The following is a 16,253-nucleotide window of genomic DNA, read 5'->3' as shown; positions in this document are numbered from 1 at the left end:
AAATGCATAAAGCCGAGACAGGGCAATGCCCTGTCTCTACCATATAGATAAATAATTGAGTTCTGGTTCAACCCAATTTACTCACAAATTTATTGCCTTTCATATAGAATCGGTATAATAGGTCGGCTCCTTGCGTGATGCCAATGCGGGTAGTGGTTACTGTTTCAAAGTTTTCATCTTTGGGTGGAATGCAATAAAATTCATCCTCATAAACGGGCAAAAAGTTAAATTCCGGGGTGATACCCATCGCTTTTACCAGTTTGGCCGGGCCACTGCAAAGGTTTTTGAGTTGGGCTGTGCCTCTTCGTTTTTGCATCAGTTCTATGCCTTCTACTGGTTCTAAAGCGCGGATTAGTACGGCTTCGCCTATATCTTTATCGCCACTAACAATATTAAAACAATGATACATACCGTAAATGAGATAGACATAAGAAACACCTGCCCCTTCAAACATGGCAGCATTTCGTGCATTTTTCCTTTTATAAGCATGGCAGGCGGGGTCGTTACTAAGATAAGCTTCTGTTTCTACAATGATGCCTGAGGTACGTCCCTCAGGACTTTCGTGTACCATTGTGCAGCCCAGCAGTTTTTTTGATAAGGTAATGGTATCATATTTTTCGTAAAATTCTTTGGGAAGAAAATTCGTCATCTGTACTTTTGAGAAAATATTAAAAACCTACATGTATAACAAAATCTTATGTCTTTTGTTGCTCACACAAATTTGTTTTGCCCAGCAGATAAAATCAAAAGACTCCCTTACTGTCGCTACCACCACATGGAAAACGCAGGATATTGGCTACCGTATTCTCTGGAAAAGCCACCACTTCAATCAGAAGGAACTATTTGAGGGTAATCAGATGATTAATATTCTGGAAACACCACTGAAAAATAAAAAGATAAGATTTGGCTTAGTAGCAGCCGATGAAAAGAAAGCTGATACTACTGCCAAAAGGCTACGAATACCAACCAGTAAGTTAGCAATCAAAAGTCAAGCGATAGCTGCGGTCAATGCGGGATTTTTTGATACTAAAAATGGTGGTGCTGTAGATTTTCTGAAAATTGATGGAAAAGTGATGGATAGCACGCGAGTAGCAAATGTACCGCGATTACCTACTCATTCGATTTCGGCAGTTACGATTCATAAAAACAGAGTAAAGATTATTAAAGGCGAGCCTACACGTGGCTGGGAAAAAGAACTAAAAGAAGAGAACGTGCTATTAACTGGCCCTTTACTGCTATTAGATAATCAAAAACAGGTGCTGGAGAAAACTGCATTTAATGATAATCGCCATCCGCGTACCTGTGCTTGTGTTACGAATGATAAGAAACTATTATTGATAACTGTGGATGGCCGGAGCAATGAATCTTATGGCATGAGCCTGCATGAATTAACGAGTCTTGCCAAGGCTCTGAACTGCAAAGATGCTATTAATTTTGATGGTGGTGGCTCAACTACGATGTATATACAGAACCAACCTGAAAACGGCGTTGTTAATTATCCATCCGACAATAAAATATTTGACCATGCCGGAGAGCGTTCAGTATGCAATATTTTCGTACTTTTGAAAAAGTAACTGCCTGAACTGTGCGAGTTTTTTCTTATTGAATAACATTCTTATTGTATTTTGAAATCTGTCCAATATAAATACCGCCCCGAGAATCTAACTATTTCAGAACCCAATAAGTATAAGGCTGAGAATCTGCAATCAGAAGAAATGATTCTGAATTTAGGACCTCAACACCCTTCAACTCATGGCGTTTTGAGGTTGGAAATAGTTACCGATGGAGAGATTGTAGTAGATGTAATACCTCACTTAGGCTATCTGCATCGATGCTTTGAAAAACATGCCCAAAGCCTGCCATTCAATCAGATTATCCCTTATGTAGATCGTATGGATTATCTGGCAGCAATGAACTCAGAGCACGCTTATGTGATGGGAGTTGAAAAAATGCTGGGCATTGACAAAGACATTCCGAAGAGAGTGGAATATATCCGTGTATTGGTGGCGGAGCTTAACCGCATTGCCTCGCATTTTATAGCCATTGGTACTTATGCACTTGATATTGGCGCCTATACCCCATTTCTCTGGCTTTTCAGAGACCGTGAGCATATTATGCGTATGCTTGAATGGACAACCGGAGCAAGGATGCTATACAATTATATCTGGGTTGGCGGGCTTTTTTATGACTTACCTGTGGGCTTTGAAGACCGTTGCAAATCTTTTATTGATTATCTGAAACCTAAATTAGTTGAATTACAGCAACTGGTTATTGAAAACCATATTTTCATTAATCGTACGGCCAATGTGGCAGTTTTACCTTTGCCAGTTGCCATTAACTATGGCTGTACTGGGCCAGTTCTAAGAGGTTCAGGCTTGCGTTGGGATTTACGTAAGGTGGATGGCTACTCAGTATATCCGGAAATTGATTTTGATGTACCTATCGGCAAAGGAGAAGCGGGTAAAGTAGGCGATTGTTGGGATAGAAATAATGTGCGGGTGCTGGAATGTTATGAGTCTATCAGAATCATTGAGCAATGCCTTGAAAAGCTGACAAAAGAACATAAACGTACCAAAGAGTTTGATCCGCAGGCGATGGTGCCGAAGAAAATTCGTCCACAGAAAATGGATTTTTATGCCCGTGCTGAAAGTACAAAAGGCGAACTAGGCTTCTTTTTCCGCACAGATGGGCGTTCGGATGTACCAGTGCGAGTAAAAGCCCGTGCCTGTTCGTTTAACAATCTATCCGTATTGCCGGAGATTTCCCGTGGTGGAATGGTTGCTGATTTAATAGCCGCTATCGGCTCTATTGATATTGTGATGGGCGAGGTTGACCGCTAAATATGGCTTTAATTTTTCTTGCTATTACCGAGCCTACTGCTGCCAGAAATTTGGTTTTAGGAACGGTATTCATCAGTTTGATTTCTTCCCATAGATTGGTATCTCCATCTAAAAAGCCAAAAACTCTTGCAGGTGGATTCTTCCGATATAGGCTGGCAAAAATATCTGCGGCTGGATAGCGCTTTTGCTCCAAAACATTTAGTAGTACACTGGCATAGAATTGAAAACGTTTGTTAAACCAGTTTTCCTTTATTGGAGGTAAACCTGTTTTTTCTAAGGTCTCTACCAGTTTTTTCAATTTCCGTTGGGTATTCTGAAAAGTATAACCTGTTGCGGCATTCGTATATCCGCCTGCTGTGCCGATTCTTATTACGTGCTTACTTGGAAATTCCTGAGTAGCCACATCACTCATGGGTATTATGCCAAACTCTTCTTCCAGTTTTTTATAGTCTGATAATCCTAATTGTTCTTTTATAGACTTCTTTAATTCAATCTCATATTCTTCTTTCGGCAATAGTATTTCACTGAAAAGCGTATATTCAACTAAAGCAGTGCGTTCATCAAACGGCAGAATATATATAAACCGACACTCTCCTTTTTGTTCAATATTGAAATTCATCATAACCGGAAGAACTGGATTAAAACAAGGTTTTTCGGTCTGGATTACATATCCCTTAAAATGTTGTAGCAGATTATGGTTATGCTTGAGTGTAAGGTTAAGCTGATATGTGCTATCGAAAATAAGTGACGCTTGTAATAGTTGTCCATTTTGCGTTTCTACAATCGCGCAATCAGCCTCTTCTTTTATACTTTTTACTGAATCCTTTAGCCATTCTATGTCTTCGTATTTTTTCAGTTCTTCAGTCACAAAATTATAAAAGTCAATTCCTCGTAGCAGTTTGTATTGATAGCCTCCCATATCAAGCATTTGGGAATTGCCATTGGCATCGGTTATCTGCACAGTATTCCATGTTCGATGCAGGATACTTTCAAAGGTATTGGGCGTTTTTTCCCAGAAAGCCCAGGTGCGATCATTGGTATTTTTTTCTTTGGGTTCGATAATTCCTATAGACTTATCTTTCAGCTTACTTTTTTTTAAGTAATAAGCTAGTGAAAGTCCGGCCATGCCGCCACCACAAATAATATAATCGTATTGCTTCATTAAAGAAAAACCCCACAATTGCTTGTGAGGTTTATATTATTACTTAATTAATCTCTAAACGTGTACGTGTCTTTCGGCATGGTAGCTTGAACGAACCAGCGGCCCTGACTCTACATATTTCAATCCTCTTCTCAAACCTTCTTCTTTATACATCGCAAAAGTATCTGGGTGTATAAACTCGATTACTTCGTGGTGCATTTTGGTTGGCTGTAGGTATTGGCCTAAAGTCAGAATATCCAGACCATTTTCTACTAAATCATCCATTGCTTTAAAAACCTCGTCTTTAGTTTCGCCTAAACCCAGCATAATACCAGATTTGGTACGTTTACCAAATTCTTTGGTTCTACGGGTTTGCTCTAAGCTACGTGCATATTTGGCTTGCGGGCGAACGTTGCGATACAAACGCTCAACGGTTTCCATATTATGCGAAACAACCTCCTGACCTCCTGAAATCATCCGATAAAGTGCTTCCCAGTTACTTTTTGTATCAGGTATCAACGTTTCAATTGTCGTTGTTGGAGACTTTGTCTTTACAGCTCTTACGGTCTGATACCAGATTTCAGCACCTTTATCTTTCAATTCATCGCGGTTTACCGAAGTAATTACGGCGTGCTTAACCTGCATTAACTGAATGGCTTCTGCTACGCGGCATGGCTCGTCGGAATCATATTCAGTCGGGCGACCAGTGGCCACTGCGCAGAATGTACAGCTACGTGTACAAACATTTCCTAAAATCATAAAAGTAGCCGTTCCCTCTCCCCAGCATTCACCCATATTCGGGCAATTTCCTGACTGGCAGATGGTATGCAGCTTATGCTCGTCAACTAAACTACGTACTTTTTTGAAATTTTCGCCAATAGGTAGCTTTACCCTCAACCAATCCGGGCGGCGAGTTCGTTGTTCGGTACTTACAACGGGTGTATCTATCATGTTTTTAAAAACTAAAGTGTGAGGCAATAGCCCTAAGATTTACAAAAGTATGAGTTTTTCAACCTTTGTAAAAACAATTTCTTGCAGATTACGATTTGGTCTTCTTTTGTTTTTTATTACCAAAGTAGATTGTAAAATAGCCTGCACTATAGAAACGTGAATTGGTAGTCAATTGGTTCGACATAATCTCAGGAGTTTTGCTGAAAAGTTCTGTGGTTATACCAATTTCAAAACCAGTCAGATTGTTCCCAAAAGTGTTGACGTCTATATTGGCGGCTAATTTTAAATGTATACCCGGTATGATTTTCATACCTACGAAGAAGTCTTGCCAGATACCTGCAGAGCCTTGTATACGACTTTGCTCTTTATGGATGTTGGGGTCAAACTGTACAATATCTACTGCTCCGCGCCCTGTTCTATCGTATTTGATGTAATAAGGCTTCTGGATACCCAATGAAGGCCCAGCGGCAGCAATTACGCTGATACCAATCCCATCATCACCGTTTTTCTTGAAAAACAGTATCTCTCTACCATATTCAGGGCGCAGTGAGAAGAAATAATTTCTTTTTCCCCAAACATACCGATTGGCCAAACTTGTAGGGATTGAGCTCTCTTTTGGGTTTTTGACATTTACTGCTTCAAACGCGATATATTGATGAACAGGATTCCATTTATAAGTTCCGATAGACTTCGAATGACGCACAACCAGACCACCCAACAAACCCGAATTTGTATTGGTAGTTAATCCATAAGCAAACATTTTATAATCTTCCTTTTTCTTCTCTGTCTTTTTAGAATCCGGCTGATTAGTCGTCGGAGCAGGGGCTGCAGTTCTGGAAGATTTTCTTTGTGCAAAACTGCTCGTTACCGCAAGCAAAAGCACCATGCAAAGTATACCTATTTTCACGGGCAAAAAATTTATAGTCCTCCTATTACCGATATGAATAGCTAAAGATAGATTTATTTTTATAAATAGCAACATTAAAAGTAATTAAATTGTTAGGGAAATGCTGTTTTTTTTGTGAATACTTATTTTAAACGTATTTTTGACGGGTATTATTCAACAAAATAAGATAATTTCTTTTAATTTTAATAAAGATGCCGACTTCAAAAATCACTTACCTTGGCGAGCTACGTACGCAAGCTACTCATTTACAATCAGGTATAGAAATTATTACAGATGCCCCTACAGATAATCATGGAAAAGGTGAGGCTTTTTCTCCTACCGACCTTGCGGCAACCTCATTGGGTAGTTGTGCCATGACTGTAATGGGAATTGCAGCTCGCCGTGATGAAATTGACTTTGCAGGTTCTGAGGTAGAAGTAACCAAGGTAATGTCGGCGGAATTGCCACGCAGAATTGTCAAGATAGAAGTAAACTTTACGATGCATACTCCTGAAGAATTAAGCGAAGAAGTAAAGCAAAAGTATATACGTATTGCACATACCTGCCCTGTTGCACTAAGTTTGCACCCTGATGTTGAACAGGTTTTCAATTTTAAATGGCACGTAGCCGAACCGGCTTAACATAAGAAGAGGGAAGTGTGAAAACTTCCCTCTTCATTTATCAGGCTATCTGACTTACAATTTCATCAAATCTGATTTCAAAATGTGAGGCATCGTAGGTGCATTCTCCATTCTGAATCAATAATACTTGTGGAGACTGATGCTCTATCTCAAAATCTTTGGCAATTTTATTAGATATACCTCTGTATCTTAATAAATCTAAATAAAACGGCTCAATATTCTTGGCCTTATCTGTGTCCCAAGCTCTTTCTATTCGGTTCAAAGATGTAGCACTGATTGAGCAGGTTGTGCTATGTTTAAACACTAAAACCGGATGTTCAAAAGATTTTTGTCTGATTTCTTCTAGTTGTAATTCGTCGTTAATTGTATTCCAATTCATTATTATCCCAAATTTATTCTATTCTTTTAACCAAAAGAAAAAAGTAAAAGTTTCGGCAAATATTCTGAAACAATTAAGATAAATAATTACGATAGATAATACTTAGCTGGTAGCGGATATTAAGTATCTTAAGTGAGACCATTTTTACGATATGGGTATTCCTCAGGAATTTCAGAAATTTGGAAACTATTCCTACGTAGTTTGGAATAGTAGATTTATCATTCTGATTGATAGCGATACTCCAGGTAATGCAGTAATAAGCTAAAGCATTTGTGATGTCCATTAATGAATGAACAAACGGATTTTGATTAATAAAATGAAATTCGCTATAGAAAACATCTTTTATCAGAATTAGAGTTACACCAGTAAAGCCAATCCAATAGCTTTTCTTGGTAACCGGACGGAAATAACCCAATACTACCAATACGAATAATTCGAAAGCGTATAGTACTGTGATCAGAAAAACCGTATCAGGGATAACTTTTAGTAAAACAAAGCCAAAAAAGAAGAATACAAACCCGGCAGGGATAGCGAGTTTTAAAAGATTTTTACGCTCTAAATTATATACATGCGTGCCCTCTTTTTGAAAAATGATAATATATACCAGATGCACTACACACGCCAGCGTAATCTGTGTAAGCTCTCCATTATTTTTATAATTCAGGTAAATGGAGATATCAGAAAATCCACCAAGAATACAGGCAAAGTACATAAGTTTATCTACTCCAGCAGTTTCCCATTTACGTGCATACCCGTAATAGACTCCAAGCATAGGCATCAACATAGTAGCACCTACAAGCAGAGCTATGCTATAATCGTTCAGAAAAGCATAGATATTGAATATTACTAATATTCCTAATAATATAGTAATAACTCTTTGCATGAGTTAGAATAACAATTATATAAGGTTTGGACGAAAAAAAACACCACTACTAAATTAGTCCTGATTCTCCTGACAATGATAAGATTTAAAACTTGAATATCAAATTTTTTGAGAGGTTTTAGTCTGACTGTCTTTAATAGAGTGCTTCATGGCATACATTCTATCAAAAGACGTGCTAAATATATAATATTAACTTTATTTTTATCAAAAATAATCAAAAAACTTTTCAAGCGGCTGTTCAAAAGTCTTTTTTTTCATCCACTTATCCATAATATCACTCCATTTATCGGTTGCGAAAGGTTTTCCTAAATATTGGTACATTTTTTGACAATCTTTATATCCGAAAATAAGTCCCCATTTTTCAGAAAAATTAGCCATTACGATAACCTAAAAATCAATTTTATGAAAGATTTGCCAAAACAAATGTTGTATGTGAATGATGTTTTCAGTACAGCCCGTGACCTTGGACTCATTCAGGTAAAAGCACAACAAGATGAGGAGTCAAGTCGTAAGATTTCAATAGACGGTAAGTCTTACATCAGCTTCATGTCAAATAATTATCTTGCTTTTGAAAATGACGAAAGAGTAAAAGAAGCAGCAATTGAAGGCATCAGGAAATACGGTATGCAGACTTCTATTTCAAGAATGTATATGTCGTTTGACCATTACCTTGAATTAGAGGATAAGTTGGAAAAGATTTTTGGCTTACCCACATTTCTTGCATCAAGCACCACACTCGGGCATTTTGCCTATCTTCCTGTTATTATTGGCCGAAATGACGCAATTATCATGGACCAATTTGTACATGAGAGCGTTCAGCTGGCGGTAAGCACTTTAAAAGCCGATGGCTACCATGTTGAAATGGTGAAACACAGCCAGATGGATATGTTGGAGAGGAGAATTAAGATGTTGAGCGAAAAGTATGACAATGTCTGGTATATGGCAGATAGTGTATACTCTATGCACGGAGACGTTGCTCCGATGAAAGACATTGAAACATTATTGAATACTTACGATAAGTTTAAAGCTTATATAGATGATGCTCATGGCATGAGCTGGATTGGCGAGCATGGTAAAGGTTATGCCTTACACCATATTCCCCACCATGAAAAAATGTATCTTATCACTTCTTTAAACAAAGGTTTTGGTGCATTTAGTTCTGCTTTGGTTTTCCCGAATAAACTGACTAAACAAACAGTTTATAACTGTGGTGGTGCTTTGAGATTCTCGGCTCCTACTTTGCACGCAGGTATTACGGCAGCTTCTTGTATTGCTGATATCCATCTGTCAGAGGAAATCTATGAAAGACAAATGCGTTTGAATGAGTTGATTACTGTGTTTAAACAAAAAGCAAAAGAATTAGATCTACCAATTATTAATTATGCCCATACACCACAATTCTTCTTAGGTTTGGGTAGCGTTGAGTTATTGATTCGTTTTTCACAATTCCTGATGGGTAAAGATTTCTTATTAAGTCCATCAACTGTACCTGCTGTTCCGGTAAAACACTCTGGCTTCCGTATTTCTTTAAGCCTTTATCAAACTGTAAATGATGTAAAAAACTTATGCGATTTATTAGCAGAATATATAGAAGTGCTTGAGAAAGAGGGCTCATTTAACAAAGAACAAGTGCTGAAAGGATTTAAAATGAGTGACAAAAAACGTAGTTTGGTATAATAAAGCTTCAATTAATCTAAAATAAACACACACCTCTGTTGCTGATGCGATGGAGGTTTTTTGTTTATTGAGCGATTTAGTAGTTAATTCTGAATTAGCAAATAGTAAATTAGCGAACAGCTAATTGCTGAACTTTTATCTTAACTATTCGCTAATTTACCATTCGCCATTCAAGATTAAAACAGTCTTAAAGCGCTCAATCACTCATTCGCTCAATTATCCTTCTTAGTAAATTAATAAATTTGTCTTTCTTTTATCCAATTCTTTAGGCAGGTCATCAATTTTTATCTATCTTTAACTCACAAACGACTCCTTCAACAAACGACTAAGTATTTTTACTTAACCTACTAAGTACCAAAGATTATTAAATGAGCCTTAATACCGACAATATCCGACTAGTATTTGGATTAAAATTAAAACAACTGCGAATTGACAAAGGTATGTCACTGACCGATCTGGCACAAAAATCAGGTCTGTCGATGTCGTATATTAATGAAATTGAAAAAGGTAAAAAGTATCCGAAATCTGATAAAATTGTGGCGCTGGCCGATGCGATGGGTGTTGATTATGATAGCCTGGTGTCGCTGAAACTCAATAAGAAGCTTGAACCGATTTCTGAACTGTTGGCTTCAAACTTCCTGACTGAACTTCCTTTTGAAATTTTTGGTATCTCCCCTGCCGACCTCCTCGAATTACTTTCAGGTGCGCCTACCAAACTCAGTGCTTTTATCAGTACTATTATTGAGATAGGCCGTAATTATAATATGACGGTTGAGCAGTTTTATTTTGCCGTGTTGCGCTCGTATCAGGAAATGCACGACAATTATTTTCCTGAAATTGAGGATACTGTTGATCGCTTTCTAGCAGAACATAAAATTGGTCCCGACCAACAGGTGGATGAGTTTTTCCTGTCCAATCTCCTTACTGATAAATATGGATTTACAATTAAGTATTTCGACGAAGAAGATTATCCGCATATTGCCAATATCCGTTCGGTTTTCTTGCCTAAGACCAATACTTTGTTAATTAATAAACGCATTACTTCTGACCAACGAGCGTTTACACTAGGGCGTGAATTAGGATTCTTATTTATGAAAATGAAAGACCGCCCTTATACGTCGTCGTGGGTAGAAGTAAAATCGTTTGAAGAGATATTGAATAATTTCAATGCTTCGTACTTTGCTGGAGCAATTCTGATTCGGAGAGAAAAGTTGATTGAGAAATTAGAACAATTATTTAACCAGACTATCTGGAGTGATAAAGCATTAGTTGATTTGGCTGAGCATTTTCAGGCAACACCGGAAACGCTTTACCACCGAATCAGTAATGTATTACCTAAGTATTTTGGGATTGATGGTATTTTCTTCCTTCGTTTTGAAGCACCCAATGGTAAGAAAGATTATCATCTAACGAAGGAAATGCATTTGGCCAGACGCCATACACCTCACGAAACCCAGCAAGAGCATTATTGCCGCCGTTGGATTTCGTTGAACATCTTGGATGATGTGTCGGATTTACAACAAAAAGGTGAAGTGAGAGAGCCATTAGTTGGTGTACAAATATCTAACTATGTTGATTCAAAAAGTCAGTATTTTGTGATGTCGATGGCACGCCCGTTAAATATCATTTCGCATCTGAATATCAGCGTGACGATGGGCTTTGAGATGAATGATGATTTGCGAACCAAACTCAAGTTCTTAGACGACCCCAAAATCACTACCCGTGATGTGAACCAAACCTGCGAACGTTGTAGCCTATTCGACTGTAAAGAACGCGTAGCGGCGCCAGTTATTTTGCAGAAAAAACGTCAGATTAAGCAGATGAAAGAAGCATTGAGGGCGATGGAGAATTAGGGATTTTAAGATAAAGATTAATAAACAGCCCCAATGAATTTTGTTTATTGGGGCTGTTTTGTATTCAAATCTACCTTCATATCCATATTTAAAATAATCTTATACCTATTATCAGATGTTCAGCGCAAGCTAGTAAAACGCTTGAAGAAATTTATCAGGAATCAATAAATGAAGAAGCCTCTGACTATCAGATTGAAATTGCGAAATCTATGCTAGCTTTTTTTTTCAATGATAAATAATACTTTTCTTAAAACCACTCTTTATGGCTTAACATCTTTCAATACACTTAATATTCTGAAAACCGACGATTGGAAAAGTGAATGGTTTATATCTGTTCATGGTGTTGGAAATGATAAGTTTGAGTTTGAATACTTCATACCCGAAACGCAAAGGCATTGGAAGAATTCAACAATAAAAGCATACGCCGATAGCATTGAAGAAGCGAAAGAGCTTTTGCTTATTGCCATGCACCAAAGTGAAAGTTGGGATGATATTAAAGAAGTAAGAAAATTATACAATAAGTTAAAAGGCAGAAAAACTAAAAGCCCTAAATTTAAATTGTGGTTAGAATTTGAAGCAGGTGACCCAGGCAACTGGGATATTGAAAATAAATTTTGCAATATACATGTAGATTTAGAAGATGGCAGGCATTATGGCTTAAATGTCTGGACATACAAATTTTTAGAAAGAGCCATAAACTATTCTAAAGAATCAGGTGAAAATTTAGCAGATTTATATGAGATTCCACCCGACTTGTTTGTAAAGGAACTTACAAGAAAATGTATAGAAAAAGTAATTAAGAATTTACTCAAAATCGACGATCTTGAAAGAGTCTTAAACCCTAGTGTTTATTTCCCTAACCACATAAGATCCGAAATCTAATTTGACTACGATAAGAATGTATATTTTAGGCACTAGCACGAATATATTTTAATACTCTGTGAATATTCCCAAAAATCGTAAATAAATATATCAATTAATTCACAAAATCTATTTGGCTAAATATTCATTTATCCATCACATCAAGCGTTCCTAGAACACAAAATCTTACCTCCCCCACTCCTGCACAACAATCCCTAACTGCTTATCCATCAAAGCAAACTCCTTTGCACCCCACGGACGAAGAGTAATTTTACTCAGATTTGGATGTAATAAATGTGGGTGTGAGGCTGAGACTTTGGCATACACTTCTTCAATATTATCAGTTACCAGCCTGAATTCGGGGTTATGTTCTTTTGCCAATGCCGGATTCTGAAATAAGTTTATTCTTATATCATTTTTGGCCAAGACACAAAATGGGTTTGCTGAATTCAATTCATTATGCGCAATGGTAAATTCCAGACAATCAACAAATAATGCCATCGCATCATTTATATTCGTATAAAAAATGTTGGGTACGAGTATTGAGAAATTCATATATGTAAAAGTGTAGGTTTTTAAAAAGATTAACTGCACTAATGTAAAAAGAAAATTAAAATCATTTTTTGTTCTCGTTCGAAATTGATTTGAATCAAGAAACAAGGGCTTATAAGTAGCTTAAATTGTAAAAATTAAGATTTGATATTACAGACAACTGACTTTAGCTAAGAATAAATCTCACATTTCTTATAAGTAATAATTGACTGTAAGTGCCTTATTTTCAATCTTAAATATGAGAAATTGGAATGTATATATTGTCAGATAATAAAAATCTAATTTTCTTCAAAGTGTTGATTTAAATTTAGTTTTTTACACTTAAATCTTGCGTTAAATCAATTCAATTCTTAACAATCGCATTAATCTTCTGCTATACGTTAAAAAAAAAGCTAACTTGCATACTAAATTCAGCTTTCTTAAAGTTTATAACGAAAACCTATATTCTTTGCCTCATGCTACAACCAATTTTGCTTCAAGTTCCAGACTCAACTTCAACTGCAGCAAATGCCGAATCAATTAATTATTTAAGTCTCTTATTGAAAGGTGGTATTGTTGTTTATCCTTTATTATTCTTATTGTTTCTGACGATATTTTTCATTGTAGAGCGCTACCTTTTCATTAAAGGCGCTTCGAATATCGACTTTGGATTCCTGAGAACATTAAAAGACAATATCCTGAGAGGCGACTTACGTACTGCTATCACCCTTTGTAAAAGCACGAATCTGCCAATCTCACGTATATTAGAAAAAGGTATTACGCGTATTGGCCGACCTGTAAAAGACATTGAAAGTGCGATGGAAATCCAGTCGAACCTGGAGGTTTCTAAAATGGAGAAAAATATGGGTTACCTTGGGTTAATTGCCGGGGTTGCACCTATTCTGGGTTTCATCGGTACTATTTCAGGTATTATCCGTATTTTCTATGATATTGCCACAACCGGAAACTTTACCATCGAAATCATCGCCAATGGTTTGTATGAAAAAATGATTTCGTCTTTCACAGGCCTTATTGTGGGGGTTATTGCCTATGCCGGTTATCATGGTATTAATATGCTGATTGATAAATTTGGTATTCATTTGCAAGCAACCGTGATGGATTTCCTGGATACGCTGAACGAGCCTGCCAGATAATTTTTCACTCATCTGATTTTTACAGAAATGAAATTAAAAAGACAAAGAAGATTCGAAGCGGAAATATCAACAGCCTCACTGAATGACATTATGTTTTTCTTGCTGTTGTTCTTCCTGATTATATCTACTTTGGGGAATCCGAACGTAATTAAGTTGCTTTTGCCAAAATCATCTAAATCAACGCATGATGTAAGTAAGCAACCAATTTCGTTGACTATCACCAAAGACAAAGTTTATTATATAAATAGTACACCCGTGCCGTTTCCGCAACTGGAAGAAAGGCTGATAGCTGCTACTTCTAAAATGGAAGAGCCTACGGTAGTACTCAGAGCAGAAAGTTCGCTTACAGTGCAGGATTTGGTAGATGCGATGTCGCTAGGAGCTAAATTAAAAATACGGATGGTATTAGCCACCGAGCTTAACAAATAATAAGCATTAAATCGATAATATATTGAATAGCCGATAAATTTATCGGCTATTTTTTTGTCTATACGCCTTAAAATCTTGAATCCTTATTAAATTGCAACTTTTCTAAGTTATTATTATGTTAATGACAAACTTGCTGTTTTAATCTTTCTTGAGCTTTCATTGAGTGATTGAGCAAATGAGTGATTTAGTGATTAAAAAACTATTTTGTATTGAGTGTTTAATAATTTGTTAGAAATCTATAAAATCAGGTTTTTGGAAATTATTAAATCAGAGTGCTGTTCAATTTTAATAGAAAACCCTCGCGGCACGGTTCAAGATAAAACCACAACGAATATATGAATTTTAAAGAACACATATCTAACGAACCAATTTTTGAGGTAATCGCCCGTTCGGCTACTGAACTGGGCGTAGAGGCGTATGTCATTGGTGGATATGTACGCGACCTCATACTGAACAGACCTAACAAAGACATAGATGTGGTTTGTCTGGGTAGTGGAATTGGTCTGGCAGAAAAAGTAGCGAGCAAATTAGGTGATCATGTGCACGTGAGTTTCTTTAAGAACTTTGGTACGGCACAAATCAAGTCAGATGATTTGGAGGTAGAGTTTGTCGGGGCCAGAAAGGAATCTTACCGCCATGAGTCGCGCAAGCCATTGGTAGAAGATGGGACTTTAGAAGACGATCAGAACAGACGTGATTTCACGATTAATGCGCTTGGTATCTCATTAAATATCAAAGATTTCGGACATTTAGTTGACCCTTTTGATGGAGTAGCTGATATTCAGAAGAAAATTATTCGTACGCCATTGAGTCCGGAAATTACGTTTTCTGATGACCCTCTGCGTATGATGCGTGCCATTCGATTTGCCTCTCAACTAGGTTTTGATATTGAGGCTACTACTTTCGATGCTATTTCAGCAATGAAAGACCGCATAGGTATTGTGTCACAAGAGCGGATTACGGAAGAACTGAATAAGATTGTCTTGTCCAAAACACCTTCCTATGGTTTCAAACTATTGTTCTATACAGGATTGTTGCAAATCATTTTCCCTGAATTCTGTGAGTTGCAGGGGGTTGAGACACAGGATGGGAAAGGGCATAAGGATAATTTTTATCATACTTTGCAGGTTTTAGATAATGTAGCAATCAAATCAAACGATTTGTGGTTGCGTTGGGCGGCTATTCTGCATGATATTGCCAAGCCAGCTACCAAACGTTTTCACCCGAAAGTCGGCTGGACTTTTCATGGACACGAAGAATTAGGGTCGAAAATGACACCAACTATTTTCAGGAAATTGAAACTGCCATTGGATGCCAAAATGAAAATGGTAAAAAATCTGGTAAGATTGCATTTACGTCCGATTGCTTTGGCAAAAGAAGGAGTAACCGATTCAGCACTTCGGAGATTATTATTTGAAGCCGGAGATGATATAGAATACTTGATGATTTTGTGTAGGGCTGATATTACTTCTAAGGATATGAGCAAAGTAAAGCGCTATCTGGGCAACTTTGATAAGGTAGAAGAAATGCTGATAGAATTAGAAGCTAAAGACAAGCTTCGGAATTTCCAGCCTGTTATTACAGGAGAAATCATTATGGAGGTGTTTGATTTGAAGCCATCCCGTGAAGTAGGCGATATAAAGGTTGCTATTCGGGAAGCTATTTTGGATGGTACGATTCCAAATGATTTTGATACTGCTTATGATTTTATGATTGCCGAAGGAGAAAAATTGAATTTTAAACCAGTAAAAACAAAAGAAGAAATAAAGGAATTTGCACATTCACTTGAACCTAAATCTTGATTTTTTTATGAATAATGACGAAAACGCTAAGTTTAAAAGAACTTTGGGTGGAATATTAACAGGGATAGGCTTGCTATTACTATTGTTTGCCTGTGCCGCTTTTATGTCCAGCAATAATAGATTGATGGGATTTGATGTAGAAGGTGCCAGAAAAATTGCTCCGGCTATTTTAGGTTTTATCTTGATGGTATCAGGAATTAGCCTGATTAATAGAGCCTAAGTTTA

Annotated in this window: 17 protein-coding genes; 10 read left to right on the top strand and 7 right to left on the bottom strand. The window is 37.1% G+C overall.

Going from position 1 to position 16,253, the window contains the following annotated elements; genetic code table 11:
- Nucleotides 1-67 precede the first annotated feature (67 nt).
- Nucleotides 68-649: a DNA-3-methyladenine glycosylase gene (locus ACYVFA_RS14375; protein ID WP_460472531.1), complete on the bottom strand. Its 582-nt coding sequence runs from the start codon at nucleotides 647-649 to the stop codon at nucleotides 68-70.
- 31 nt (nucleotides 650-680) lie between these two features.
- Here ACYVFA_RS14375 and ACYVFA_RS14370 point away from each other — a divergent pair, with 31 nt between their 5' ends.
- Nucleotides 681-1,574 (top strand): phosphodiester glycosidase family protein, encoded by an 894-nt coding sequence (locus ACYVFA_RS14370; RefSeq protein WP_460472530.1) that lies wholly within the window; start codon nucleotides 681-683, stop codon nucleotides 1,572-1,574.
- Between the two features lie 48 nt (nucleotides 1,575-1,622).
- Complete coding sequence (locus ACYVFA_RS14365; protein WP_460472545.1) at nucleotides 1,623-2,840, top strand: NADH-quinone oxidoreductase subunit D; 1,218 nt, start codon at nucleotides 1,623-1,625, stop codon at nucleotides 2,838-2,840.
- On the opposite strand, the gene ACYVFA_RS14360 is transcribed toward ACYVFA_RS14365, so the two are convergent.
- The 3 genes from ACYVFA_RS14360 to ACYVFA_RS14350 form a co-directional block, all read right to left on the bottom strand.
- Nucleotides 2,806-4,002: a Rossmann-fold NAD(P)-binding domain-containing protein gene (locus ACYVFA_RS14360; protein WP_460472529.1), complete on the bottom strand. Its 1,197-nt coding sequence runs from the start codon at nucleotides 4,000-4,002 to the stop codon at nucleotides 2,806-2,808. The two genes, ACYVFA_RS14365 and ACYVFA_RS14360, sit on opposite strands and share 35 nt — an antisense overlap.
- 54 nt (nucleotides 4,003-4,056) lie before the next feature.
- Nucleotides 4,057-4,932 carry a lipoyl synthase gene (gene lipA / locus ACYVFA_RS14355; RefSeq protein ID WP_460472528.1) on the bottom strand — a complete coding sequence of 292 codons (876 nt, stop codon included), beginning with the start codon at nucleotides 4,930-4,932 and terminating at the stop codon, nucleotides 4,057-4,059.
- 88 nt (nucleotides 4,933-5,020) lie between these two features.
- A complete protein-coding gene (locus ACYVFA_RS14350; protein ID WP_460472527.1) occupies nucleotides 5,021-5,839 on the bottom strand; it encodes a hypothetical protein in 819 nt (272 codons plus the stop codon).
- 191 nt (nucleotides 5,840-6,030) lie between these two features.
- Between ACYVFA_RS14350 and ACYVFA_RS14345 the strand changes: the two genes are divergently transcribed.
- Entirely contained in the window at nucleotides 6,031-6,459 is a 429-nt protein-coding gene (locus tag ACYVFA_RS14345) for an OsmC family protein (protein ID WP_460472526.1), read from the top strand.
- A gap of 40 nt (nucleotides 6,460-6,499) precedes the next feature.
- Here the strand turns inward: ACYVFA_RS14345 and ytxJ are convergent, their stop codons facing one another.
- Both ytxJ and ACYVFA_RS14335 read right to left on the bottom strand, forming a co-directional pair.
- On the bottom strand, nucleotides 6,500-6,838 hold the full coding sequence (gene ytxJ, locus ACYVFA_RS14340; protein WP_460472525.1) for a thioredoxin family protein: 339 nt from the start codon (nucleotides 6,836-6,838) through the stop codon (nucleotides 6,500-6,502).
- 73 nt (nucleotides 6,839-6,911) lie between these two features.
- Nucleotides 6,912-7,721 carry a hypothetical protein gene (locus ACYVFA_RS14335; RefSeq protein WP_460472524.1) on the bottom strand — a complete coding sequence of 270 codons (810 nt, stop codon included), beginning with the start codon at nucleotides 7,719-7,721 and terminating at the stop codon, nucleotides 6,912-6,914.
- 402 nt (nucleotides 7,722-8,123) lie between these two features.
- On the opposite strand from ACYVFA_RS14335, the gene ACYVFA_RS14330 reads away from it, so the two are divergent.
- The 3 genes from ACYVFA_RS14330 (at nucleotide 8,124) to ACYVFA_RS14320 (ending at nucleotide 12,133) form a co-directional block, all read left to right on the top strand.
- On the top strand, nucleotides 8,124-9,398 hold the full coding sequence (locus ACYVFA_RS14330; protein WP_460472523.1) for an aminotransferase class I/II-fold pyridoxal phosphate-dependent enzyme: 1,275 nt from the start codon (nucleotides 8,124-8,126) through the stop codon (nucleotides 9,396-9,398).
- A gap of 368 nt (nucleotides 9,399-9,766) precedes the next feature.
- Nucleotides 9,767-11,251 carry a helix-turn-helix domain-containing protein gene (locus ACYVFA_RS14325; protein WP_460472522.1) on the top strand — a complete coding sequence of 495 codons (1,485 nt, stop codon included), beginning with the start codon at nucleotides 9,767-9,769 and terminating at the stop codon, nucleotides 11,249-11,251.
- Between the two features lie 228 nt (nucleotides 11,252-11,479).
- Nucleotides 11,480-12,133: a hypothetical protein gene (locus ACYVFA_RS14320; RefSeq protein WP_460472521.1), complete on the top strand. Its 654-nt coding sequence runs from the start codon at nucleotides 11,480-11,482 to the stop codon at nucleotides 12,131-12,133.
- A gap of 165 nt (nucleotides 12,134-12,298) precedes the next feature.
- Here ACYVFA_RS14320 and ACYVFA_RS14315 read toward each other — a convergent pair whose 3' ends face one another.
- A complete protein-coding gene (locus tag ACYVFA_RS14315) occupies nucleotides 12,299-12,667 on the bottom strand; it encodes a VOC family protein (RefSeq protein ID WP_460472520.1) in 369 nt (122 codons plus the stop codon).
- 452 nt (nucleotides 12,668-13,119) lie between these two features.
- Here ACYVFA_RS14315 and ACYVFA_RS14310 point away from each other — a divergent pair, with 452 nt between their 5' ends.
- The 4 genes from ACYVFA_RS14310 (at nucleotide 13,120) to ACYVFA_RS14295 (ending at nucleotide 16,248) form a co-directional block, all read left to right on the top strand.
- Entirely contained in the window at nucleotides 13,120-13,797 is a 678-nt protein-coding gene (locus ACYVFA_RS14310; protein WP_460472519.1) for a MotA/TolQ/ExbB proton channel family protein, read from the top strand.
- A gap of 27 nt (nucleotides 13,798-13,824) precedes the next feature.
- A complete protein-coding gene (locus ACYVFA_RS14305; RefSeq protein ID WP_460472518.1) occupies nucleotides 13,825-14,226 on the top strand; it encodes an ExbD/TolR family protein in 402 nt (133 codons plus the stop codon).
- A 335-nt stretch (nucleotides 14,227-14,561) separates the two neighbouring features.
- Nucleotides 14,562-16,028, top strand: a complete 1,467-nt coding sequence (locus ACYVFA_RS14300) for a CCA tRNA nucleotidyltransferase (protein WP_460472517.1) — start codon at nucleotides 14,562-14,564, stop codon at nucleotides 16,026-16,028.
- 7 nt (nucleotides 16,029-16,035) lie between these two features.
- The gene (locus ACYVFA_RS14295; RefSeq protein WP_460472516.1) at nucleotides 16,036-16,248 is read left to right on the top strand and encodes a hypothetical protein; all 213 of its coding nucleotides are present in this window, start codon (nucleotides 16,036-16,038) and stop codon (nucleotides 16,246-16,248) included.
- The last annotated feature ends 5 nt before the right edge of the window (nucleotides 16,249-16,253 follow it).

This window comes from Emticicia fontis (assembly GCF_054779675.1).
This window is presented reverse-complemented; position numbering and strand designations above follow the sequence as displayed.